Source organism: Maritalea myrionectae DSM 19524, assembly GCF_000423365.1.
GTDB lineage: Bacteria > Pseudomonadota > Alphaproteobacteria > Rhizobiales > Devosiaceae > Maritalea > Maritalea myrionectae.
This window is the reverse complement of sequence record NZ_AUHV01000002.1, coordinates 1,041,810-1,063,825: the sequence shown is the minus strand read 5'-3', so window position 1 is coordinate 1,063,825 and position 22,016 is coordinate 1,041,810. Positions and strand designations below refer to the sequence as shown.

At 51.1% G+C, this 22,016-nt stretch carries 17 protein-coding genes; 14 read left to right on the top strand and 3 right to left on the bottom strand.

From position 1 onward, the window contains the following. The first annotated feature begins 9 nt into the window (after positions 1-9). The 12 genes from uxuA to G549_RS0105370 all read left to right on the top strand — a co-directional run bounded on the left by uxuA (position 10) and on the right by G549_RS0105370 (position 16,206). A complete protein-coding gene (gene uxuA, locus G549_RS0105425; protein WP_027834177.1) occupies positions 10-1,227 on the top strand; it encodes a mannonate dehydratase in 1,218 nt (405 codons plus the stop codon). Then, complete coding sequence (locus G549_RS19125; protein ID WP_051213407.1) at positions 1,228-2,649, top strand: mannitol dehydrogenase family protein; 1,422 nt, start codon at positions 1,228-1,230, stop codon at positions 2,647-2,649. A gap of 8 nt (positions 2,650-2,657) precedes the next feature. Further along, positions 2,658-4,166, top strand: a complete 1,509-nt coding sequence (locus G549_RS0105415; protein ID WP_027834176.1) for a UxaA family hydrolase — start codon at positions 2,658-2,660, stop codon at positions 4,164-4,166. A 542-nt stretch (positions 4,167-4,708) separates the two neighbouring features. Then, positions 4,709-6,280, top strand: coding sequence for a helix-turn-helix transcriptional regulator (locus G549_RS0105410; protein ID WP_036221023.1), 1,572 nt, complete (start codon positions 4,709-4,711; stop codon positions 6,278-6,280). A 61-nt stretch (positions 6,281-6,341) separates the two neighbouring features. Next, the gene (locus G549_RS0105405; RefSeq protein WP_027834174.1) at positions 6,342-7,370 is read left to right on the top strand and encodes an ABC transporter permease; all 1,029 of its coding nucleotides are present in this window, start codon (positions 6,342-6,344) and stop codon (positions 7,368-7,370) included. Next, entirely contained in the window at positions 7,367-8,257 is an 891-nt protein-coding gene (locus G549_RS0105400) for an ABC transporter permease (protein WP_051213405.1), read from the top strand. Before G549_RS0105405 ends, G549_RS0105400 begins: the two co-directional genes overlap by 4 nt. Beyond that, positions 8,257-9,966: a dipeptide ABC transporter ATP-binding protein gene (locus G549_RS0105395; protein WP_246778337.1), complete on the top strand. Its 1,710-nt coding sequence runs from the start codon at positions 8,257-8,259 to the stop codon at positions 9,964-9,966. The genes G549_RS0105400 and G549_RS0105395 overlap by 1 nt, the downstream gene beginning before the upstream one ends. 12 nt (positions 9,967-9,978) lie before the next feature. Continuing rightward, entirely contained in the window at positions 9,979-11,520 is a 1,542-nt protein-coding gene (locus G549_RS0105390) for a hydantoinase/oxoprolinase family protein (RefSeq protein ID WP_027834171.1), read from the top strand. Then, positions 11,513-12,616, top strand: coding sequence for an S-methyl thiohydantoin desulfurase family protein (locus G549_RS0105385; RefSeq protein ID WP_027834170.1), 1,104 nt, complete (start codon positions 11,513-11,515; stop codon positions 12,614-12,616). The genes G549_RS0105390 and G549_RS0105385 overlap by 8 nt, the downstream gene beginning before the upstream one ends. Continuing rightward, positions 12,616-13,710 carry an S-methyl thiohydantoin desulfurase family protein gene (locus tag G549_RS0105380; protein WP_027834169.1) on the top strand — a complete coding sequence of 365 codons (1,095 nt, stop codon included), beginning with the start codon at positions 12,616-12,618 and terminating at the stop codon, positions 13,708-13,710. Before G549_RS0105385 ends, G549_RS0105380 begins: the two co-directional genes overlap by 1 nt. A 40-nt stretch (positions 13,711-13,750) precedes the next feature. After that, entirely contained in the window at positions 13,751-15,322 is a 1,572-nt protein-coding gene (locus tag G549_RS0105375; RefSeq protein ID WP_027834168.1) for an ABC transporter substrate-binding protein, read from the top strand. A gap of 353 nt (positions 15,323-15,675) precedes the next feature. Beyond that, positions 15,676-16,206: a hypothetical protein gene (locus G549_RS0105370; RefSeq protein WP_027834167.1), complete on the top strand. Its 531-nt coding sequence runs from the start codon at positions 15,676-15,678 to the stop codon at positions 16,204-16,206. An 851-nt stretch (positions 16,207-17,057) separates the two neighbouring features. On the opposite strand, the gene G549_RS0105365 is transcribed toward G549_RS0105370, so the two are convergent. The 3 genes from G549_RS0105365 to G549_RS0105355 all read right to left on the bottom strand — a co-directional run bounded on the left by G549_RS0105365 (position 17,058) and on the right by G549_RS0105355 (position 20,188). After that, positions 17,058-18,200, bottom strand: coding sequence for an alpha-hydroxy acid oxidase (locus G549_RS0105365; protein WP_027834166.1), 1,143 nt, complete (start codon positions 18,198-18,200; stop codon positions 17,058-17,060). 83 nt (positions 18,201-18,283) lie between these two features. Further along, a complete protein-coding gene (locus tag G549_RS0105360; protein ID WP_027834165.1) occupies positions 18,284-19,132 on the bottom strand; it encodes a fumarylacetoacetate hydrolase family protein in 849 nt (282 codons plus the stop codon). Positions 19,133-19,192: 60 nt separating this feature from the next. Further along, complete coding sequence (locus tag G549_RS0105355) at positions 19,193-20,188, bottom strand: ABC transporter permease (protein WP_027834164.1); 996 nt, start codon at positions 20,186-20,188, stop codon at positions 19,193-19,195. Between the two features lie 175 nt (positions 20,189-20,363). Here G549_RS0105355 and G549_RS0105350 point away from each other — a divergent pair, with 175 nt between their 5' ends. Together G549_RS0105350 and G549_RS0105345 are read left to right on the top strand one after the other, a co-directional pair. Beyond that, the gene (locus G549_RS0105350) at positions 20,364-21,032 is read left to right on the top strand and encodes a FadR/GntR family transcriptional regulator (RefSeq protein ID WP_027834163.1); all 669 of its coding nucleotides are present in this window, start codon (positions 20,364-20,366) and stop codon (positions 21,030-21,032) included. Further along, complete coding sequence (locus tag G549_RS0105345) at positions 21,025-22,002, top strand: C-terminal binding protein (protein WP_027834162.1); 978 nt, start codon at positions 21,025-21,027, stop codon at positions 22,000-22,002. The genes G549_RS0105350 and G549_RS0105345 overlap by 8 nt, the downstream gene beginning before the upstream one ends. Positions 22,003-22,016 lie beyond the last annotated feature (14 nt).

Sequence of the window (22,016 nt, the reverse complement as noted above, 5' to 3'; positions counted from 1 at the left end):
AGCATTGATATGTTAGAAGCATGGCGCTGGTATGGACCAGCTGACCCGGTTCCGTTGCCCTATATTCAGCAGGCAGGTGCCACCGAAATTGTGTCTGCATTGCACCATGTGCCAGCAGGGCAGGTGTGGACTGACGCAGAGATTGAAAAGCATCAAACTCATGTGGCGCAATATAGCCAACCAGAAGCAATGCTGCGCTGGAGCGTGGTAGAAAGCGTGCCAGTTTCTGATGCGATCAAAGTGGGGAGTGCCGATGCAGGTGCTCACATCGCTGCTTATAAAGATACGCTGCGCAACTTGGCCAAAGCTGGCATCAAAACCATCTGCTATAATTTTATGCCGCTTTTGGACTGGACGCGTACCGATTTGGATTTCGCGCTGGCTAACGGCGCAAAAGCACTGCGGTTTGATGCAACTGCATTTGCCGCCTTTGATCTCTTTATTTTGAAAAGAGAGGGTGCCGCAGATGATTATAACGCGGAGCGCATCAAAGCGGCCGAAGCCTATTTTCAAAGTTTGTCCCCTGATGAAGCCGAAGCGATTTCCCTCAACATCGTGGCGGGGCTTCCAGGGGGCACTTCTGGCGGACACACGCTCGAAAGTTTCAAAGCCCAATTGGCGCAATATAAGGGCATCACGTCAGCCGATCTGTTTGATCATTTTGTGAGCTTTTTGCGCGAAGTGATTCCCGTTGCTGAAGAATTGGGGATGCGCATGGCAGTGCATCCGGACGACCCGCCACGGCCATTGCTCGGCTTGCCGCGCATCGTTTCCACTGCCACTGACCTCGAAGCATTGTTCACGGTGGTGCCAAGCGTCGCAAACGGATTGACGTTCTGCACAGGCAGTTTTGGCGTGCGTGCGGACAATGATCTAGTTGCGATGGCAAAAACATTTGCCGAGCGAATTTACTTCGCCCATTTGCGCGGCACGGTGCGTGAACAGGACGCCGAGAGCTTTTATGAAGGCAATCATTTGCAATCTGATGTTGATATGCCGGGCGTGATCACGCAATTGCTGAATGAAGAAACGCGCAGAAAACAAGCGGGTTTTGCTGATTTCGCAGAAATCCCGTTCCGCCCCGATCACGGTCACCAGATGCTGGATGATTTGGACAAGCAAGGCGTAAACGCAGGCTATACTGCCATTGGTCGCTTGAAGGGCCTAGCCGAATTGCGGGGCGTGATCGCGGGACTTGATCACAGCCGTTCATTTGGAGCGCGATAGATGAAACTCACTCAAGCAAATCTTGCGACGTTGAAAAATGTGCAGACGCCAAATTATGACCGCGATGCCATCAGAAGTGGCATAGTGCATCTGGGCGTTGGCGCGTTTCACCGTGGGCACCAAGCTGCGTTTATCGATGATATTCTGGCGGATGAGCCCAGCTGGGGCATTGTCGGCGCGTCTCTGCGCAGTGCCAGCACGGCGGATGCACTTAATCCGCAAAACGGGCTTTACAGCCTGATGGTGAAAGAGGGCCAGTCGACCCACATTCGCGTGATGGGTAGCCTTTCCCGCGTGCTTGTTGCGCCGGTTGAGCGCGAAGCATTGCTCGAAACAATGGCAGATCCACAGATTAAAATCGTTTCGCTCACCATCACCGAAAAAGGCTATTGCTATGATGCGGCGCAGGATCGGCTGAACCAGAACCATCCAGACATTGTGAAAGACCTAGCAAACCCGCGTGAACCGATCAGTGCGGCGGGCTTGATTGTTGAAGCACTGCGGCGGCGTATGGAAAGCGGAGCTGGGCCATTCACAGTCTTATCTTGCGATAATCTGCCTTCGAATGGTCGGGTGGTCCAAAAGATCATCGTCGAATTCGCCCATCTGCTTGACGCAAAATTAGCTGCGTGGATCAAGGAAAATGTTACCTTTCCCGCCTCAATGGTGGATCGCATTGTGCCCGCCACAACGGACGCTGATCGCGCATTTCTGAAGTCCACGACCGATATTGAAGACCAATGGCCGATTGTCACAGAGCCTTTCCGCCAGTGGGTGATTGAAGACAATTTCTGTGCGGGTCGTCCAGCCTTTGAGAGCGTGGGCGTTGAGATGGTGGCTGCCGTGACACCGTTCGAACACATGAAGTTGCGGATGCTCAATGGCAGCCATTCTTTCTTGGCCTATGCCGGACTGCTCAAGGGACATGAGTTTGTGGCTGAAGCCATCGCCGATCATGAATTGCGAACCCATGTCCTCAACATGATGAGTGATGAAATTATGCCAACGCTCGATTTGCCGGATTCATTTGATTTGCATGCCTATCGCGACGAGCTAATCGAACGGTTTGAAAACCCCGGCATGGCGCATAGGCTGACGCAAATTGCGATGGATGGCAGCCAAAAACTGCCGCAAAGATTACTGAACACAATCAGAGATCGCATGGCTGCCAATCAGCCCTTTGGCCATTTGATCAAAGCGGTTGCCGCGTGGATCAAGTTTGTAAGCCAATCAGGTGAGGGGCAAACCTTCGGTCCACTGAATGACCCGATGCGTCAAGCCTTGGAGCAAGATGTGCACACTGCCAACGGCGATCTGCAACATCTTGCTGAACTGGTGTTGGCGCGGCAGGAGATTTTTGGCGCTGACCTCTCGCAGTCGGACACCTTTCGCAACGTTCTTATCGAGCAGATAAAAGCCTAGGACCTATCATGAGCATTTCTCAAAAATTGATGCCGCTCGGCGACGGGCTGGGCATTGCTTTAGCGCGCATTGAAAAAGGTGAACCGCTGACCGCTGATCTAAATGCGGTGGATCGGATTTTGAAGGGTCACAAAGTTGCGTTGCAGCCATTTAAGGCGGGCGATGTGATTAAGAAATTTCAGCGCCCAATCGGCGTGGCCAGCGCTGATATTTTCCCCGGACAATGGGTGCACGACCATAATTTGGCGTTTGATGACAGCTTGGCCAGCGCAATGGGCGAAATTGCGCCGTCAACAAGCCAAAAGATACAATCACAAAAACACAGTTTTCAAGGCTTTAATCGGGGAAATGGCCGCGTGGGCACCCGCAACTATGTGGGCATCATATCGACGGTCAATTGCTCTGGCACTGTGTGCCGCATTGTGGCGGAACGGGCGAACAAAGAGCTGTTAGCTGAATTCCCGAATATCGATGGCTTCGTGCCAATTGTGCATCAATCTGGCTGTGGCATGGCCAATTACGACATGTCATTTGATCTGCTACAGCGGACACTGAAAGGATATATCGACCAGCCAAACTTTGGCGCCGTGATGGTGATCGGCTTGGGCTGTGAAGTGAACCAGATTGGTGCTTATGCTAAGGCGGGTCATAATGGCGAACAGCTCACCTATTTCAATATGCAGCAGACGGGTGGCACCGCGCAAACAGTTGAATCAGCACTCAAAGCTTTGCAGCCAATCTGTTCTAATCTCAATCAAAATTCAAACCGCACCCCATGCGATGCATCGCACATTATGTTGGGCTTGCAGTGCGGTGGATCAGATGGATTTTCCGGTATCAGCGCCAATCCAGCACTTGGAAAAGCCGTTGATTTATTGGTGCAAGCAGGCGGTACGGCCATCCTTTCCGAAACACCAGAAATTTTGGGTGCAGAGCCGCTATTACTCGGCGGCGCAAGCGCGGAAACCAAAACGAAGCTGATGGGCTGCGTGAAGTGGTGGCAAGATCACGCGAGGGAAAACGGCATCAGTTTGGACAATAACCCATCGCCCGGCAACAAAGCCGGGGGCTTGACCACCATCTTAGAGAAATCACTCGGCGCAGTCAGTAAGGCAGGCACCACACCGCTAAACGGATATTATGATTATGCGCAGCAGGTCACCCACAAGGGTTTGGTGTTTATGGATAGCCCCGGCTATGACCCCGTGTCTGCCACTGGACAAATAGCTGCCGGCGCCAACCTGATTGCCTTCACCACGGGGCGTGGCTCATGCTTCGGCGCAAAACCCGCCCCAAGCTTCAAACTAGCCTCCACTTCAGAACTCTTCGCTACCATGGAAGGCGACATGGACATAGATTGCGGCACAGTCTTAGACGGGAGCCAGAACTTTGACGAGTTGGGCGAAGAGACTTTCAACGCCATCCTAGCATTTGCCTCCGGCCAACGCACCAAAAGCGAACTATTGGGTTATGGCGACGATGAATTTATACCCTGGCGATTCGGGGCCGTACTCTAGCGCAACTGTGGAATTGGTGTGTTTATTCTTGTTCCATGGCCGAGACGTTTGCTCAAAGAGACGCCCTTCTGATGCTCTAGTCTGGTATTTTCGACCCGCGAGGAGTTTGACAAGTTGCCTTCGACTAAATTGGCGGGCGTTCTGGGCCAAGAACAATAGGCGCAAACGACATGCGTTCAATCTCTGATTTTGGGATGGTCTGACACGACCAAGGCGGGAATGGTGCCAGACTAATCCCTGTTCCGGGGATCACACTTGATGTACCGGGTGATCGAGGAAAGGCATGATGGCAAAGCTCTCGCGTTAAAAGCAACTGAAAGTTGGGAGGCAATGCTGAAGCCACGATGGAGTTGGTGAGTGACGCGAGATACTAGATTTGCGTCAACAGTATTTTTCCTCGATCGACAAGTGCCGTGGCGGATTTTTGGTTTATCGCTAGCATTCTAAATATTGTGAATTGTCTTGGCGGACACATGTCAAATGGATTACCTTTTGCGATACTTGGTTGATCTGCAGTGTCAAAATACTTGAGGTTTGGTTAGTTGTCTGACGCAAAGAAATTTGTAGGAAGTATTGTTGGCGCGTTGAAGTCGGGTGATGTTCGAGTTGCTGAGCGGCTGGTTTTGGACGCTGGTGGACCGTTTTTTGCTTTCACTTTAGGCTATGAAGCATTAGATGAAATTTTCACTGCTGCGCCGGAGGGAATTGCTCAGGAAAGCGAGATTTTTTTGGTTGCGATGTGTTTGAGCCTCGTAAAGCATGGGCGGGCGCGACGGGCAAAAGCTCTATTGTGCGATGAGGAACGCAGTTTTAAGCCTTCATATATTTTTACTCTCACCGAATTGATGGTGCATATCCATCTCGGGGAACAGGTCGACAAAAGGCAACTCAAAGCTTGGGAGCGGTTAGAAGGGCTGTTGCCCTTGGGCGAGCACTTGTTCAGTGGCCTCTATTATAATTCAATGTTGGTCGTTTATGCGCGTTTAAACATGTTGACTGAAGCGCGAATGATTGCAGCGCAAGCGCTAGAGACCTATGAAAAGGCGAAGCAGCCTTATCTTCAATTCTTCATACATCTGCATTTGGCTGATTTGGCTATTGTTGAAGGCAAACTACGCCAGGCCAAGCAGCATCTAAAAGCAGCAGAGCGATTTTTTAAGATCGCGAATATTTGTATTTCGAGCGAAAAGGAGCTTATCGAAGCGCTGTGGCTGACGATTGATTTCGAGGCAGGGGAGTTTGCCCATATTCCTGAGCGTACTGCGAAAATCAGGCAAGCTCTCGTTGATGGTGACAGTTGGTCAGAAATCTTTATCGAAGTAAGTCGCATTGGCGCTCTGAGCATTTATTTTCTGGAGGGTCGGAAAATGGCAATTGCGTTTTTGCAAGAATGCCAAGTCGATTTTCACCGTCGTCATGGTGATTTTTCGTTGGCGATTGAGGCGATCCAAGCCCATATCGAGCATATTGACGGACTGCAAGATCAGGCCAATTATTTTCTCTATGATCTCGATAAGGCCGCCATGTATAGCCCGACCGGGATTGTGATCTCTGAGACAATGGCGCTCAAGCTGAACCCGGAAAAGGTGTTGGACAAGTTCTCGATCGATGAACGCAATGTACGCGGCAACATTATGTCTGAGTTGGCGCGCGCTGCGGTTGCTCAATCAGAAAAACAACGGTCGAAAATGCGGCAGCATGTAGAAAATGCCATGCGCATTGCTGCCCATGAGAATTTGGCTTCGATCTTTTTGGAATATCGGGAAGTGGTGTCTAAAGTTTCCTCCCAATTGGCGACGGGCAAATTTGCACGCGGGCATAAGCGGCTTGCTTATTTCGCGAAGCAGGTGCACCGGATCATCCGCAAAAGCTACATCGCGCCAAAAGAATTCCAGAAATACAATATGTCGGCCCAGCAATTGCGCATTTTAAATGCGCTGCAAGATGGCGGGTCAAACAAAAAAATCGCAGTAAATCTGGGGCTTACAGAGGCTGCGGTTAAATATCACCTCACCAATTTGTTTAAGATTTTTAACGCAAGTTCGAGAGGTGAATTGATTGAAATTATTGATAAAACCTCCAATAATGAAAAAAGCTATACTTTTAAGAGTTAAACTAGACTAATTAGCGCCTTCCGTTTTGGGTGGGATGCCGCGACCATACCTGTGAGGGAGGATTGCGGTGTTTTATTATTTGCTGAAAAGGGCGGCTTCGCTTTTTCTTGTACTGGTTGGCTTAGCCATCCTCATATTTGTTATTGCGCGAATTGTGCCGGGTGATCCTGCACGGATCGCGCTTGGCCCGCTGGCATCGGCCGAGCAGGTGGCGCAAATGCGCGAACAAATGGGGCTGGACCTGCCATTCCATACCCAATTGTGGAATTATCTGGTGGGGCTTACCCACGGTGATTTTGGCAAATCCTTGCTGACCAGCCGACCAGTTTCGGCAGATATTATGCAAGCCTTGCCGGCAACGCTTGAATTGGTGCTGTTCACCATCGTTATTCAAATTGTGCTTTCGATTCCACTTGGTGTGTTGGCCGCGATTTATCGCGACACTTGGGTAGACAATGTTTCCCGGATTATCTCGCTAATCGGGGTGGTGACGCCGGGCTTTGTGCTCGCGATCATCTTGCAGCTGATGGCAAGCTATGTATTCACCTTTTTCCCTGTGACCGGACGCCTAGATGGTGGGTTGGATTTCAGCGCAGATGTAACGGGCCTTCTGCTGATCGACTCCATTTTAGCTGGCCGACCAGACGTGTTCGGCGATGCCTTCATGCATCTGATTTTACCCGCAACGGCTCTGGCAGCGGCAGGCATCGGGCAAGTGATGCGAATCACCCGGTCTTCAATGATTGAATTGAGCGGCCGAGACTTTGTGGAAGCGTCACGGGCCTATGGCGTGCCAGAGCGTGTGGTGACGTTCAAGTATATGTTGCGGCTCGCCTGTGTCGCGCCCTTGACCATTTTGGGCTTGGAGTTCGCTTCGCTGATCGGCAACGCCTTTATCGTTGAATTTGTGTTCAGTTGGCCGGGCATCGCCAGTTATGGCGTGCGCACAATCCTGCAAAAAGATTTGAACGCAGTAATCGGCGTGGTGCTGGTATCTGGCCTGTTCTTCGTGATTGCCAATCTGGTGATTGATATTTTGCTGGGCATTTTAGATCCCCGCCATCGCTTGAGAGAGGGGGCGTCCAAATGAGTGTAGACAGCACAACCACCACCCAGGGCACCGCACACCGCAATATGACCAGTGGCCAAATGGCCTGGTATCGCTTCACGCGAAACCCTGCGGCCATGATCGGCGCCTTTATTGTGCTCTCGGTGATAGTCGCCGCGATCTTCGCGCCATTTCTTGCGCCATCGCCACAATCTGCCGGGTCATTTGTTGATTTTAGAAATCGGCATACGGCGCCCAATGCAGAATTTTGGTTCGGCACCGACAATGTGGGGCGCGACATTTTCTCCCGAGTGCTGTTCGGCTATCGCGTTTCGTTGGGCATGGTGATTGGCGTGTTAGGCTTTGCCGTGCCGTTCGGCGTGGTGCTTGGCCTTGCCGCCGGTTATTTCGGCGGCTGGATCGAATTTGCCATAATGCGCTTTACCGATGTAATGCTGGCTATTCCGCCTTTGGCGATGGCCCTTGCGATCACAGCGGTGCTTTCGCCAAATTTGATCAATGCGATGATCGCCATCACCATGCTGTGGTGGACCTGGCACACGCGCCTGATCTACCGCATTGTAAGAGCGCAAATGAGCGAAGATTATGTGGAAGCCGCGAAAGTGGCGGGCGCAAGCCACACGCACATAATGTTCCGCGAATTGCTGCCCAACTGCGTGTCCGCCATTTCGGTGAAAATCTCACTTGATGCGGGCTTTGTAATCCTGTTTGGCGCAGCGCTTTCATTCCTTGGTCTTGGCGTGCAACCGCCAACCCCCGATTTGGGCACAATGGTGAGCACGGGCTCCGAATATTTGCCTGAATATTGGTGGGAAGCGCTGATGCCGGGCCTCGCCATTCTCTACGCCATTCTAGGATTCAACCTGCTGGGCGATGGGCTGCGCGACATGATGGATGTGGAGGTGTGATGATGACGACAACTCCAATTCTCGACATCGACAAGCTCAATATCAGCTTTTCAACTTACGGCCACAAGTCTCACACCCTTTTTGATGTGTCGATGACCATCAATGAAGGCGAGCGGGTTGCGCTTATCGGTCAATCTGGTTCCGGCAAAACGGTGACCATGCGCACCATTATCGGCACCTTGCCGATGCCGCCTGCAACCATTGAGAGTGGCTCGATCAAATATAAAGGCAAAGAACTTCTGAGCCTTTCGAAGCGTGAGCGCGACGGATTGAAGGGAGCGGGGATCTCGATCATCTTGCAAGATCCATTGCTTTCCTTCAATCCGGTTCTAACCATCGGCAAGCAGATGGACGATATCGTTCGTTTTGCAGACATTCGTTATGGGCAAAACCGCTCTGCCGATGCGCGCAAAAAACACATCATTGAAACATTAGCGAAAGTGCAACTGGCCGATGGGACGCAGATTATGGGGTCTTACCCCATGATGCTTTCCGGCGGAATGCGCCAGCGGGTGCTGATCGCCATGGCACTGCTGAATAAGCCCAGACTGCTTATCGCCGATGAGCCGGGCACAGCGCTTGATGTGACAACGCAACAAGAGATTTTGGACCTGCTGAATGCGCTGGTGCGTGACGAAGGACTGTCGCTGCTGTTGATCACCCACAATTTGGGCGTGGTGCGCGAAATGGCAGACCGTGTCTATGTGATGGAGCGGGGACATATTGTTGAAACGGGCACGCTGGAAGAAGTGTTCTCGGCGCCCAAACATCCATACACGATCAAGCTGATGGAAGCAGTGCCACCGCTTTATGGCTCGCGGGTGCGCGACATCGAAAACAACGCGGACAAAAACACCGAAATCAAAATTTCGAACATCAGCAAAACATTTGTCCGGCGCGGCGGATTGCTCAATCGGCCAATTGGCGAAGTGCAGGCGGTGAAAAACGTTTCGCTGGAGATCAATCGTGGCGATATTTTTGGCATTGCCGGGGAGTCTGGTTCCGGCAAAACCACCTTGGCCAAAATGCTGCTGGGCCTTTATGGGCCAACGTCCGGCGATATTCAGTTTAATGGCAAAAGCCTGAATGAATTGCGCGGCACCGTTGAGTTTAGAAAATTGGTGCAGATCGTTTATCAAAATCCGGGCTCTTCATTGAACCCGAAGAGAACGATTGCGGACCAGCTGGCCGTGCCATTGCACTTCACAGGTTACGACAAAGCCCAAATCAAAGGCCGCGTTGCGCAGCTGCTGGATATGGTGGATTTGCCCGCGCATTACGCCTCCATGTATCCGCATGAACTGAGTGGCGGGCAAAAGCAACGGGTCGCCATCGCGCGTGCACTTTCTGTGGAGCCTGAAATTCTGGTGTTGGATGAGCCAACTTCCGCCTTGGACGTGTTGGTGCAAAACACTGTGATCGAATTGCTGCACCGTCTGCGTGAAGAACTCAATCTCACCTATGTGTTTATCTCTCACGATTTGTCGCTGATGCGCAATTTCTGCAACAAAATTGCCGTGATGTTTCGCGGTGAAATGTGTGAGCTTGGCGCCACAAAAGATGTGTTTGCCAACCCGCAGCACAATTACACCCAAGCCCTGATCAGCTCCATTCCGGTGATCAGCGCTGAAGAAGAAAATCTCAAACCAAAACTAACAAAACAAGAACGCGCGGCGGTGCTGGCCACCTCAACCGCGCTTGGTAAGTAAAGCGAGGGGACAATGTACCGAATTGGCATAGATGTAGGCGGCACAAACACCGATGCGGTGATTATGCACGGCGATAAGGTGCTTGTGGGCGTGAAATCGCCAACCACTTCAGATGTGATGTCCGGTGTGGTCAATAGCATCAAGAAAGCCTTGGACGACACACAAATCAGCGCAGACCAAATTTCAGCAGTGATGATCGGCACAACCCACTTCACCAACGCGGTGGTGGAGCGGCGCAACATGTCTGAAACCGCAGCGGTGCGCCTTTGCTTGCCCGCAGCGCAATGCTTGCCGCCTATGGTGGATTGGCCAGATGATATTTGCGAGGCAGTTGGCGGCCATTATTGGATGGCTGCAGGCGGCAACGAATTTGATGGTCGCGAGATTTCGAAAATTGACGAAGACGAACTGACCAAAATCGCTGATGAAATTGCAGCGAAGAACATCGAAACAATTGCCATTTGCTCAGTGTTCAGCCCGGTCAATGACGATATGGAAAAACGCGCAGCCGCGATCATGAAAAAGCGCTTGCCAAATGCCAACTTCACGCTGTCGAGTGAGATTGGTCGCTTGGGCATTTTGGAGCGCGAAAATGCGGCCATTATGAATGCGTCTTTGCGCAATTTGAGTACGCATACGGTGGACGCATTCCGCCGGGCACTACAATCGTTGAAGCTGACTTGCCCATACTTCATCACGCAAAATGATGGCACCTTGATGGGGTCAGAATTTGTGCAAGCCTATCCGGTTTTGACCTTTGCCAGTGGCCCAACAAACTCTATGCGTGGCGCGTCGTTCCTGACCGGCGAGCAAAATGCCATTGTCGCGGACGTGGGTGGCACCTCAACTGACGTGGGCGCACTTGTTAAAGGCTTTCCACGGCCAGCCAGCACATCAGTTGATGTGGGCGGCGTGCGCACAAACTTCCGTATGCCAGACGTGTTTTCCATCGCTTTGGGCGGCGGCACAATTATTGAGCCAACTGATCCAGCGAAAATCGGCCCTAAATCTGTGGGCTATCGCATTCATGAAGAAGGCAAATTGTTTGGCGGCAACACGCTGACTTCGACCGATATTGCTGTTGGCTTGGGCATTGCGGACATTGGTGACGCGGGGCCAGCACGCGAGCTAGGCGAAGAAAAGCTGAAGCAGATCAAAGCCCAGATCGACGACATGATCACCAACGCCGTTGAGCGGATGCGCGTTTCGCCAGACCCTATTCCAGTTTTGGCAGTGGGCGGCGGCTCAATCCTGATCCCAGACCAAATTGGCGATCTGCCCGTGAAGCGACCTGAAAACTTTGCTGTCGCCAATGCGGTTGGTGCCGCCATTGGCCAGATTAGCGGTGAAGTCGACCGGATTTACAGCCTGTCCGAAATTTCACGCGATCAAGCACTCAGCGAAGCGCGGAAAGAAGCGACAGACAAAGCGATTGCTGCTGGCGCGAAGCCGGATAGCATTGAATTGCTGGACCAAGAAGATGTGCCATTGGCTTATTTGCCGGGCAACGCCACCCGCATTCGCCTCAAAGTTGTGGGGGACCTCAATGGATAAGGTGCGGAAAATTGAAGACAACGATTTGGACGCTGTTGAAATTGGCGCAGCCATTTTGGGCACGGGCGGCGGCGGCAACCCCTATATTGGGAAGTGGCGCTGTCGGCAGGAATTGCGCAAAGGCAATAAGATCGACGTGATCCCGTTGGATGAGTTGCCTGATGATGCTTTGGTGGTGTCGCTTGGCGGCATCGGCGCTCCGGTGGTGGGCGTTGAAAAGATCGAACGTGGCGATGAGTGTTTGCGTGCCCTGCGCGCTATCGAGCAGGAGCTTGATTGCAAGGTCGATGCACTGATTTCCTCAGAAATTGGTGGCGCAAACGCAATGGAGCCGATGTTGACGGCAGCGCAAGCAGGCATTCCCGTTGTAGATGGCGACGGCATGGGCCGGGCATTCCCGGAAATGCAGATGTGCACTTGGTCAATCTACGGCCACAAATCCACACCTGCCGCCATGGCAGATGAGAAGGACAATGTGGTGGTGATCCGCAACACACGCGATGAAGTGTGGGTGGAAACCATTGCGCGGGCCACAGTTGTGTCTATGGGCGCAGCAGCGGCAATCGCCATGGCGCCAATGCGTGGCGAATTCGTGAAGAAGGCCGCAGTGCCGAACACGATCACACAAGCCTTATCTTTGGGGCAGGCGGTTCTAAACGCGCAAGCGCGCAATCTCGACCCGATTGCCACTGTACTCAAGCAAGAAACCGGCAAACTGCTGATGACGGGCAAGATTGTTGATCTTGAACGGCATTTGAAAGGCGGGTTTGCCCGCGGGCATATCCATTTGGAAGGCTTTGGCAACAACCAAGGCGAACGTGGCGAGATCGCCATTCAAAACGAATTTCTGGTGTTTTGGCGCAATGGCGAAATGGAAGTCTGCGTGCCAGACCTGATTGTGGTGCTGGATGCGGATACTGGCCTGCCGATTACAACCGAAGTGTTGCGCTATGGCCAGCGGATCGCCGTTTTGGCGCTGCCTTGCCATGATTTGCTGCGCACGCCACGCGCACTTGAAGTGATCGGGCCAGCCGCTTTTGGCTATCCAGAATTGAGCTTTACACCGCTCGATCGCGCAGAATTGGGAGGAGTATAATGTCCGCTGATATTTTGAAAAAGATCGACCTTGAGGACATGAAAAATATCGCACTTGGCGGTGCCTTTTTGGGTACTGGTGGCGGCGGTGATCCTTACATCGGGCGGTTGATGGCCGAACAGGCTATTCGCGCCAACGGCCCGGTAGATGTGGTGGATGTTGACAGCTTGGCAGATGATGCCTTGGTGATCCCTGTTGCCATGATGGGCGCACCGACAGTTATGTTGGAGAAACTGCCCCGTGGCGATGAAGCCAATAATGCTTTGAAATCACTGGAAGATTATCTTGGCAAAAAAGCGGATGCGATTTTCTGCATTGAAGCGGGCGGCCTAAACTCCACCATTCCAATCGCTGTGGCCGCAGGCGTGGGCCTGCCCATTGTGGATGGCGATGGCATGGGGCGGGCCTTCCCAGAGTTGCAAATGGTGTCCATGACCATGCACGACATTACGGCGTGCCCAATGGTGATGGCCGATGAGAAGGGCAACTCACTTGTGCTAAACACAGTCGATAATTTGTCGACTGAAAAGTTCGCGCGTGTGATCACCATTGAAATGGGCGGGGCGGGGCTAATCGCCCTTTACCCGATGACAGGTGCGCAGGCCAAAAAGGCGATTTTGCGTGGCTCTATGTCACTGATCAATTCCATTGGCCGCATCATCCATGAGGAACAAGCCGCCAATCGCAACCCAGTGCACAAGCTGTCAAAAGACCTCAATGGCGTTTCGCTGTTTGAAGGCCGCGTGATGGATGTGGACCGCAGAACCGAAGGCGGGTTTGCCCGCGGTTCATGCACCATTGAAGGCTTGGGCTCATATGATGGCGAGAGCATTTCGCTGGAATTTCAAAATGAATTCCTGCTGGCCAAAACGGCTGATGGAAAGCCAAAGGCGATCACGCCAGATCTGATCTGCTTGCTGGATTTGGAAACAGGGCAACCCATCACAACCGAACAAATTCGATATGGCTTCCGCGTAATTGTGTTTGGCCTGCCGTGCGACCCGCAATGGCGCACGGACCATGGCATCGAACTCGCGGGGCCACGCTACTTTGGCTACGACCTCGATTATCAAAAATTAGAAGCCCTCAACTAGAGGGACGGGGATAGAACTTAATTTCAAAAGGAGGACTAATATGCGGATTGCAAAGAAACTACTGCTGGGACTGGCAGCGAGTACTGCCATTTCTAGCTATGCCTTACCCTCATTTGCCGACAATGTGGCAACGGTCAATGTGGTGCAGATTTTCGGCACCATCGACCCGGCAAAAATCAACGACTACACAGAATATATGGCCGGTGTGAACCTCTACGACGCGCTGACCACGCTCGATTCAGAAGGCAATATTTTGCCTAATCTGGCAGAGAGCTGGACAGTATCTGAAGACACGCTGACCTACACCTTTACGCTGAAAGAAGGCGCGACCTTCCAAGATGGTTCGCCAGTGGAAGCGAAAGACGTAGCTTACTCGGTCAATCGCTTGTTGGCGCTAAATGAAGGCCCAGCCTATTTGTTTGAAGGCGTGCTGGATGAAAACTCAGTCAAAGCGTTGGATGATCGTACCGTCGAGTTCAAGCTGAACAAGGTCTATACACCGTTCTTGACCAACACGCCGATCCTGTTCGTGGTCAACTCAGACGTGGCAGACGCCAACAAAACCGATAGCGATCCGTGGGCACAGGATTATTTGGCCAATAACAGCATTGGCGCTGGCGCATATATGATGACCAATTGGGACCGTGGCGCCACCATGACCATTAAGAAATATGATGGCTATCATTTGGGTTGGAGCGATCAGCCCGTTGATGAAGTGCGCTTTGTGGTGACCAATGAAGAAGCCACTGTGAAAGCACTGGCCGCTTCTGGCGAACTGTCTATGTCATCAGACGGGCAGGCGCAGGAAACCTATGATGCGATCAGCAAAATCGAAGGTTATCGTATTGAATCATTCCCAACGGCGACCAACTTCTATTTGAAACTGAACCATCAAATTGCGCCAACGGACGATGTGCACATCCGTAAGGCCATTGCCTATGCAACTGATTATGAGACCATCCGGTCTCAATTGTTGCCTGGCGAGCCACTTGCCGGCCCAATGCCGAAAGTGTTCGCCGCAGCCTATCTCGATGATCTGGCCATGCCAGAATATAATCTTGAAAAGGCAAAAGAGCATGTGGCCATGAGCAAATATGCCAATGCGGGTGCAATCCCGATTGAGATCATGTTTGTGGCTGGTCTGGCCTTTGAAGAAGAAATCGCGCTGCTGATGAAGTCTAATTTGGACCAAGTTGGGTTCAATACGATCATGAAGCCAGAGCCATGGAACCGGATGACAGAGTTGGCCAGCTCCGCTGAAACAACGCCAGCCATCAACGAAGTGTTCTATGGCGCTACATATCCATCGCCCGATAGCTTCTTCTACCCTCAATATCACTCACGCGCCCAAGGCACTTGGACTTCGATGGAGTGGGTGTTGGACGACAAGGTGGATGAGTTGATCGAACAAGCCCGCGGTGAGGGCGATATCGACGCTCAAAATGAAATCTACAAAGACTTGCAGCGTTATCTGGTGGATCAACAGTCAGATGTGTACCTGCTGACCCAAACCAGCCAAGTGGCTTTCTCAAAATGTCTTGAAGGCTTCTCTTGGGTGCCAATGCAAAGCTTTGAATACAACTTCCACACCATGCGGTGGGTTTGCGAATAGGCTCCTCTTGACCCTAGACGAGCAACTTGGCCCGCTCCTCGGAGCGGGCTTTTTTATGGCTGAATAGGGCGGCGAGCCCCGGGATATTGCTCCTTAGTCGCCATTGAGGTATTTAACCTACAATTTAGTTGAATGTCTGTTTCTGAAAATTTTAAAGGATTTGGTCCAATGTCCGCTATATTAGGATGTTGCGCCAAGGACAGGGGCCCGGTGCCAAATGACAGCTTCGAGCCCAACGGAAACTTTGTGCATGCGGGAAACACCAAACAGTTTGCCATTCTTTTGGATTGCAGATTAGCACGCAAAATGACTACGATCGGACTCTGGTTACCATAATTTTAAGGCGAGCACGCATGCTGAGAACAATATTTGAGTCGAATTTTTGTACGCGCCAAGATGCTTTGCAGTATATTGAAAATGCCTGTTGGGTATACGAGGGCCGCAAAGGCTTTTTCCGAAAATTTGATCTTTATTCAGGCGTCAGTGCAGTAAAAAGTCATTACAGAGACGGAACTAAATTTGAAGTTTATTACCTCAAGTTGGATGCAGACGGTCATGTTGAATTAAGAGTCCCTCGCAAAACCGATATTTTGAGTACAAGCCGCTTACCAGACTTTGTGTGGAGCTCTGCCGAAAGTTTTTCTTACATTCAGTTTGTCCGCGAGAAAGTCAATGAGCAATTGGAGGCCAGCGAAGCTGGCATTTTTATTTCACGTGTTGAAACACCTAAACGCTTCATCCTATGCGATGATAACAGTCTTGAAGAAGTTGGTGAGGTAACGTTTCCAAGTTTAGCGTTGGTTTCTGAATTATCAGGAAGCCCAATATCTAATACTGAAAAAAGTGAATTTCAGGCTTCGATCGATAACGAGTACGTAGGTTGAAGCTTTAGGCGGTGCACCACAATCGACTTCAAAATTTTGACATTTTGCCCGCTAAGCTGACGGCCCCTTGGTGCCTCTTCGGGAGCTTTGGCTGTTGCAAAATAAATCCTTATCGCAACGGTGCTATTTAAACAAACTGATAGCTTTCTGGTACAACACAAACCCCAACGCATTTGGGCAAAGGATCAAGTTTGTAGTCGTGAACTACCTCTGTTCCGTCATTGACAATGTGTGGGAAATCCATGTTTGGGTATCTAACAGCAATTATGCAATAGTTGCCCGGATGCGATTTACGCTTATGAACGCGTGGGTGAACGCCGATGAACTCCTACGAGCAAAAGAAACTCCAGTGAGAGGGTTGCCATCATCTAGCCGTGGCAACCTGAATCCGTTTTCCTTGATGCTAGCGAGGTTTTTCAATGGCGTTCCATGAAAGAGCACGAGGTCATCCTGTTCCAGCTCATCTGGGAACACGCAATAACTTCTATCTTCAAGATCGGTTGAAAATGGGAATTCAACTATCACATCTTGCGAGTCCTAAGCCGCCGAATTTTAAGGTTACAGAAAACCATTGCAACAACCATCGTATTTAACCAAACAATAATGTTTACTTTGTCCGCACAGTGGGCCTTAACTCATATCTGAGCAAAGGGCTTGATGAAGGTCCGCTTTGAGGAATTCAAACCAAGCATACGAACGGCAGCTATTGGGATTCAGTTAACCAAATGCAGACTACGAATCTTCGATAATGGTGGTAATAGGCAAATAACAAAACGGTAGCCACGACTTGAATGGTAAACACCATTTTGCCTTACCTGCGATGGAGAGGGGGGCTCTATCCTGTAGTGAACTCAAATCAGATTGTGGCGGCCAATATTTTCGATATTGTTCTCACCGCAAAGCGCCATGGTGATGTCTAGCTCTTTATTGAAAATCTGCAGCGCTTTGGTCACGCCCTTTTTGCCCATAGCGCCAAGCCCATAAAGATAAGGCCGTCCCACATAAACACCCTGCGCACCGAGCGCACGCGCTCGCAAAATATCAATGCCTGTGCGCACACCGCCATCCAAATGAATTTCACTATCGCCCTGCACCGCATCCAAAACTTTTGGCAATGCAGCAATTGACGATTCCGTGCCATCCAATTGTCGACCACCATGGTTGGAGACGATCATGGCATCGGCGCCAACTTTGAGCGCCATTTTGGCGTCTTCCGGGTCCATAATGCCTTTCAAGATCAGCGGACCGCCCCACTGCTCTTTGATCCAGGCAATGTCATCCCAATTTAGTTGCTCATCAAATTGCTCGCTAATCCAAGCGCTGAGCGAAGAAAGATCGCTCACATTTTCCACATGGCCGTGAATATTGCCAAATTGCCGATTTTTGGTGCCCAGCATATTCAAGCACCAAAGTGGCTTGGTGGCGAATTGGGTCATGGTGTTGAGGTTGATCTTTGGCGGCGCGCTCAGCCCATTGCGCACATCCTTATGTCGCTGAGCCATGATTTGCAGGTCAAGGGTCAGTACCAAGGCACTACATTTGGCCGCCTTCGCCCGCGCAATTAGCCGTTTGCTAAATCCGCGGTCTTTCATCACATAAAGCTGAAACCAGATTGGCCGCGATGATGCGGCAGCCACATCTTCAAGCGAGCAAATTGACAATGTTGAAAGCGTGTAGGGCACGCCAAATTCAGCGCAGGCCTGTGCCGCGAGCATTTCACCATCCGCATGTTGAAGACCTGCGGACCCTGTGGGTGCAATCGCCAAGGGCATGGCCACATCCTGCCCGATCATTTTGGTGGCAGTGCTGCGGTTGGCGATGTTGACGGCCACGCGCTGGCGCAGCTTTATCTGCTCAAAATCTCGCTCATTGGCGCGATAGGTATCTTCGGTGAGCGCACCTGAATCCGCATAATCGAAAAACATGCGCGGCACACGTCGTTTGGCCAGTTTTTTCAGATCGCCAATCGTGGTGATTTTGTCGGGAGTTGCCATGTGTCATGCCGTTCTGGAAAGAGGGATAACCCTGCCGACGGACTCATGCTGAGAGTTGGGGAAAGTCGACAGGGTTACGAGGTTTAGTCTTTTGCGACAACGCAGGTCTGTCGCTGCACGCCCATACCTTCAATGCCCAATTCCATTGTGTCACCCACATTCAAATAGGTTGGTGGGGTCATGCCCAAGCCAACACCTGGAGGCGTACCGGTGGAGATAATGTCGCCCGGCTGCAGGCTCATAAATTGCGATACATAGGACACGAGTTCCGCCACGCCATACACCATGGTTTTGGTGTTGCCGGTTTGACGGCGCTCGCCATTAACATCGAGATACATATCGAGATTTTGTGGGTCGACCACTTCATCGTGCGTCACCAAATAAGGCCCGATTGGCCCAAAAGTGTCGGCAGATTTGCCTTTCACCCACTGGCCTTGGCGCTCAATCTGAAACTCGCGTTCAGACAGATCATTCACCACGCAATAGCCTGCCACATAATCCATGGCGTCAGCCTGTTCCACATATTTGGCGCGTTTGCCGATCACGACACCCAATTCCACTTCCCAATCAGATTTTTCTGATTTGCGTGGAATTTCAACTTCATCATTTGGGCCACAAATGGCTGAAGTCGCTTTGAAGAACATCACGGGTTCGGATGGCACTTCCATGCCAGATTCAGCAGCATGGTCGGCATAGTTGAGGCCGATGCAGATGAATTTGCCCACATTGCCCACGCACGCGCCAATGCGTTCATTAGCGTCCAATTGTGGCAAGTCCACATAATCCAACTGTGAAAGCTCATTCAGCTTTTCATCAGAAAGCGCGTCGCCCGCCACATCATCAATATAGGCAGATACGTCATAATATTCGCCATTCGGCCCCAAAAGAGCAGGTTTTTCCTGGCCCGGTTGGCCAATGCGTAAAAGTTTCATTCTGTTATTCCTTAGATCGTTCAGCCGTCATTGATTCGTGTGTTAGGCTGCTTACTTCATTCAGTTTGAATTTGCTCGAACCCGAATTTGGTCAAATGCGACTGCAGCGATCAAAACCGTGCCACGTGTAATCTCTTGCCAAAAGCTGGAGACATTCATCAATGTTAGTCCGTTGTTCAGGGTGCCAAGAATTAGGACCGCCAGAACGGTGCCCCAAACAGAACCGCGTCCGCCATAGAGGCTTGTACCGCCAAGAATGATAGCTGCGATAACTGTAAGTAGGTGCTGACCTGCAGCATTAGGGGCAGCGGCACCCAGCATAGCAGCAAGAATGATGCCGGACACAGCGCCAACGACAGCTGAAACTACATATAGCGCGATTTGTATGCGGTCGACATTGATGCCCATAAGTCGACTCGCATCTGCATTGCCGCCAGCCGCATAGATCTCACGACCAAATTTGGTGCGGGCCATCACCCACCATGATGCAACACAAAAACTGGCCATAAAAATTAGTGGGACAGGGATGCCCATCAAGCGGCCCGAGCCAAGCCAATTAAATCCGCTGATCACCAAGGGTTTGCTGATGCCGCCAGTCAACACAAGTGCCGTGCCGCTAAAGATGCTCATTGTACCTAGGGTCACAATCAGCGGATTGAGCTTCAGGCGCGTTACAAGAATGCCATTTATGCCACCAAGGGCGACGGCAACTGTGATCGCAATAAAGCAGGCCGCCCAAACGTCAATGCCCATTCCATATAGTAAGGAAACGATAACACCGGATAATCCTGCAACAGCGGCCACTGAGAGATCTAATCCTCCTGCGATAATTAACGGTGTTCCCGCTATCGCCATTAAACCAATCACAGACATATTCGAACCGATGGCCATCAAGTTGCGCGTTTGTAAGAAATATGGCGACAAGATGCTGAAGAGAACGAATATCAACAAATAGAAGATGGCCAGCACTGCAACGCCAGCCCATTCTTTTTGCAGCCATTGCATGACAAAGCGGTTCTTCGATGCAGGCGCAGTTTTAGCGCTCGTTATTGCCATTAATTTTCTCCTCCAAATAGCAATCGCAATTTCACTATTGACTAGCAATAAAAAAAGGCTTAGTCAATAAGTGGTCAGGCCACTTGGTCACTTTAATCAACTTATGGCCTAAACCGATGGGAGGTTTTCGGTGACGATAGATATTTCTCCAATATCCAAGACAGGCGTTTCGGATATGTTGGTGCAGCAGATATTGGGGTTTGTGACTGCGGGGCAGTTGCGGGCAGGGGATAAACTGCCATCCGAGCGTGTGCTTGCGGAGCGCTTTCAAGTAAGTCGCCCGACGGTGCGCGAAGCGATGCGTGCTTTGTCAGTCTTAGGGGTTGTTGAAATCCGGCACGGTGGTGGTGCATTCGTCAGTGAGTTGAATGCTGCAGATTTGCTAGGTCCGCTAAACTTCTTTTTGTCTTTATCCGAGGTTTCGGTTGAAAAGTTGTATCAAGCGCGTCGCCTAATCGAAGGTGAATTATGCGCGTTAGCCGCTAAGTCAATTGAAGATAATTCGATCGAGCAATTGCGCGATATGATTTTGAAGCAAGAGCAGGTGAAAGCAGATGCTGATGCCTATCTAAAGCTAGATTCTGCATTTCATGAGCTTATAGCCGAAGTTGCAAATAATCCATTTTTGGCCAGAGCTGCCGCAAGTTTGAATGTGCTGGGCGTTGAATTTCGCAAGCGTGCCGCAACCACCAAGCAGGCGCAAGATAGATCCATTCAAGATCATTGGAAAATACTTGAGGCACTAACTGCACGAGACCAAGACTTGGCTCGCGCCGCTATGGCGGCTCATATGGAGCAAGTGTTCGAAACAACAAGTGGTGTTCTGGGTGACGAGCATGGCTGATGTTGTTGTAACAGATTATACATTTCCAAATCTCGATCAGGAGCGTGCTGCAGCGGAGGAGTTAGGCTTTAGTTTTGCGGCCCATCAGTGCCGCAGTGCCGAAGAGGTTGAGAGGGTGCTTCAAGGCGCCAAAGTTGGGGTGGTGCAGTTTGCGCCTGTTTCAAGTGATGCCATAAAGGGGATGGATGGCGGTGCAGCCTTAATTCGATATGGTATTGGATTCGACAATATAGACCTTCCCGCAGCCAATTCGCGTAACATTCCCGTGGGTTATGTGCCTGATTATTGTGTGGAAGAGGTTGCGGAACATACCTGCACATTGATGCTCACTCAACTGCGCAAAGTTTTTGAGTTTGATGTTTCTGTACGTGCTGGGCGGTGGGAAGCAGTAAGCATTGCGTCACCAATGAAGGCATTTGCGAATGTCAAAGTGGGTTTTTTTGGTTTCGGTCAAATTGGTCGTGCAGTGCATGAGCGTCTAAAAGCATTTGGCTTTGAGTTTTGTGTGGCAGACCCGGCATTATCTGATGTTCAGGCGCGTGAACTTGGTGTGGAAAAGGTTGATGCTACGACGCTGTTTGCGGTAGCTGATGCGATTACATTGCATGCACCGGTCACGCCAGAAACCAAACATTTTGTCGATGCAAATGTTCTAGCAAACATGCAAAGCCATGCCGTTCTGGTGAATACATCGCGCGGAGCGCTTATTGACGAATGCGCACTTGCGGACGCGTTGAATGACGGGCAAATCGCAGGAGCAGCGCTCGACGTTTTCGGGGTTGAGCCATTGCCTGAAACTTCTGAGCTCCGGGCAGCACGTGGTGTCATTTTGTCGCCGCACGCCGCTTGGTATTCAGAGGACGCAATCGGGAAATTGCAATCACTAGTTGCTGACGACATACGCGCCCACCTTTCCGGTCAGGCATTGCGTAAGCCGGTGCCGGGATCAACGGCATGCGAGGGGAATTGAGCATATCTAACTAA

What these genes read in the sequence shown, in the direction of transcription:
- uxuA (WP_027834177.1), top strand. Translation starts at nt 10, where the DNA reads ATGTTAGAAGCATGGCGCTGGTATGGACCAGCTGACCCGGTTCCGTTG.
- G549_RS19125 (WP_051213407.1), top strand. Translation starts at nt 1,228, where the DNA reads ATGAAACTCACTCAAGCAAATCTTGCGACGTTGAAAAATGTGCAGACG.
- G549_RS0105415 (WP_027834176.1), top strand. Translation starts at nt 2,658, where the DNA reads ATGAGCATTTCTCAAAAATTGATGCCGCTCGGCGACGGGCTGGGCATT.
- G549_RS0105400 (WP_051213405.1), top strand. Translation starts at nt 7,367, where the DNA reads ATGAGTGTAGACAGCACAACCACCACCCAGGGCACCGCACACCGCAAT.
- G549_RS0105395 (WP_246778337.1), top strand. Translation starts at nt 8,257, where the DNA reads ATGATGACGACAACTCCAATTCTCGACATCGACAAGCTCAATATCAGC.
- G549_RS0105390 (WP_027834171.1), top strand. Translation starts at nt 9,979, where the DNA reads ATGTACCGAATTGGCATAGATGTAGGCGGCACAAACACCGATGCGGTG.
- G549_RS0105385 (WP_027834170.1), top strand. Translation starts at nt 11,513, where the DNA reads ATGGATAAGGTGCGGAAAATTGAAGACAACGATTTGGACGCTGTTGAA.
- G549_RS0105380 (WP_027834169.1), top strand. Translation starts at nt 12,616, where the DNA reads ATGTCCGCTGATATTTTGAAAAAGATCGACCTTGAGGACATGAAAAAT.
- G549_RS0105375 (WP_027834168.1), top strand. Translation starts at nt 13,751, where the DNA reads ATGCGGATTGCAAAGAAACTACTGCTGGGACTGGCAGCGAGTACTGCC.
- G549_RS0105370 (WP_027834167.1), top strand. Translation starts at nt 15,676, where the DNA reads ATGCTGAGAACAATATTTGAGTCGAATTTTTGTACGCGCCAAGATGCT.
- G549_RS0105365 (WP_027834166.1), bottom strand. Translation starts at nt 18,200, where the DNA reads ATGGCAACTCCCGACAAAATCACCACGATTGGCGATCTGAAAAAACTG.
- G549_RS0105360 (WP_027834165.1), bottom strand. Translation starts at nt 19,132, where the DNA reads ATGAAACTTTTACGCATTGGCCAACCGGGCCAGGAAAAACCTGCTCTT.
- G549_RS0105355 (WP_027834164.1), bottom strand. Translation starts at nt 20,188, where the DNA reads ATGGCAATAACGAGCGCTAAAACTGCGCCTGCATCGAAGAACCGCTTT.
- G549_RS0105350 (WP_027834163.1), top strand. Translation starts at nt 20,364, where the DNA reads ATGTTGGTGCAGCAGATATTGGGGTTTGTGACTGCGGGGCAGTTGCGG.
- G549_RS0105345 (WP_027834162.1), top strand. Translation starts at nt 21,025, where the DNA reads ATGGCTGATGTTGTTGTAACAGATTATACATTTCCAAATCTCGATCAG.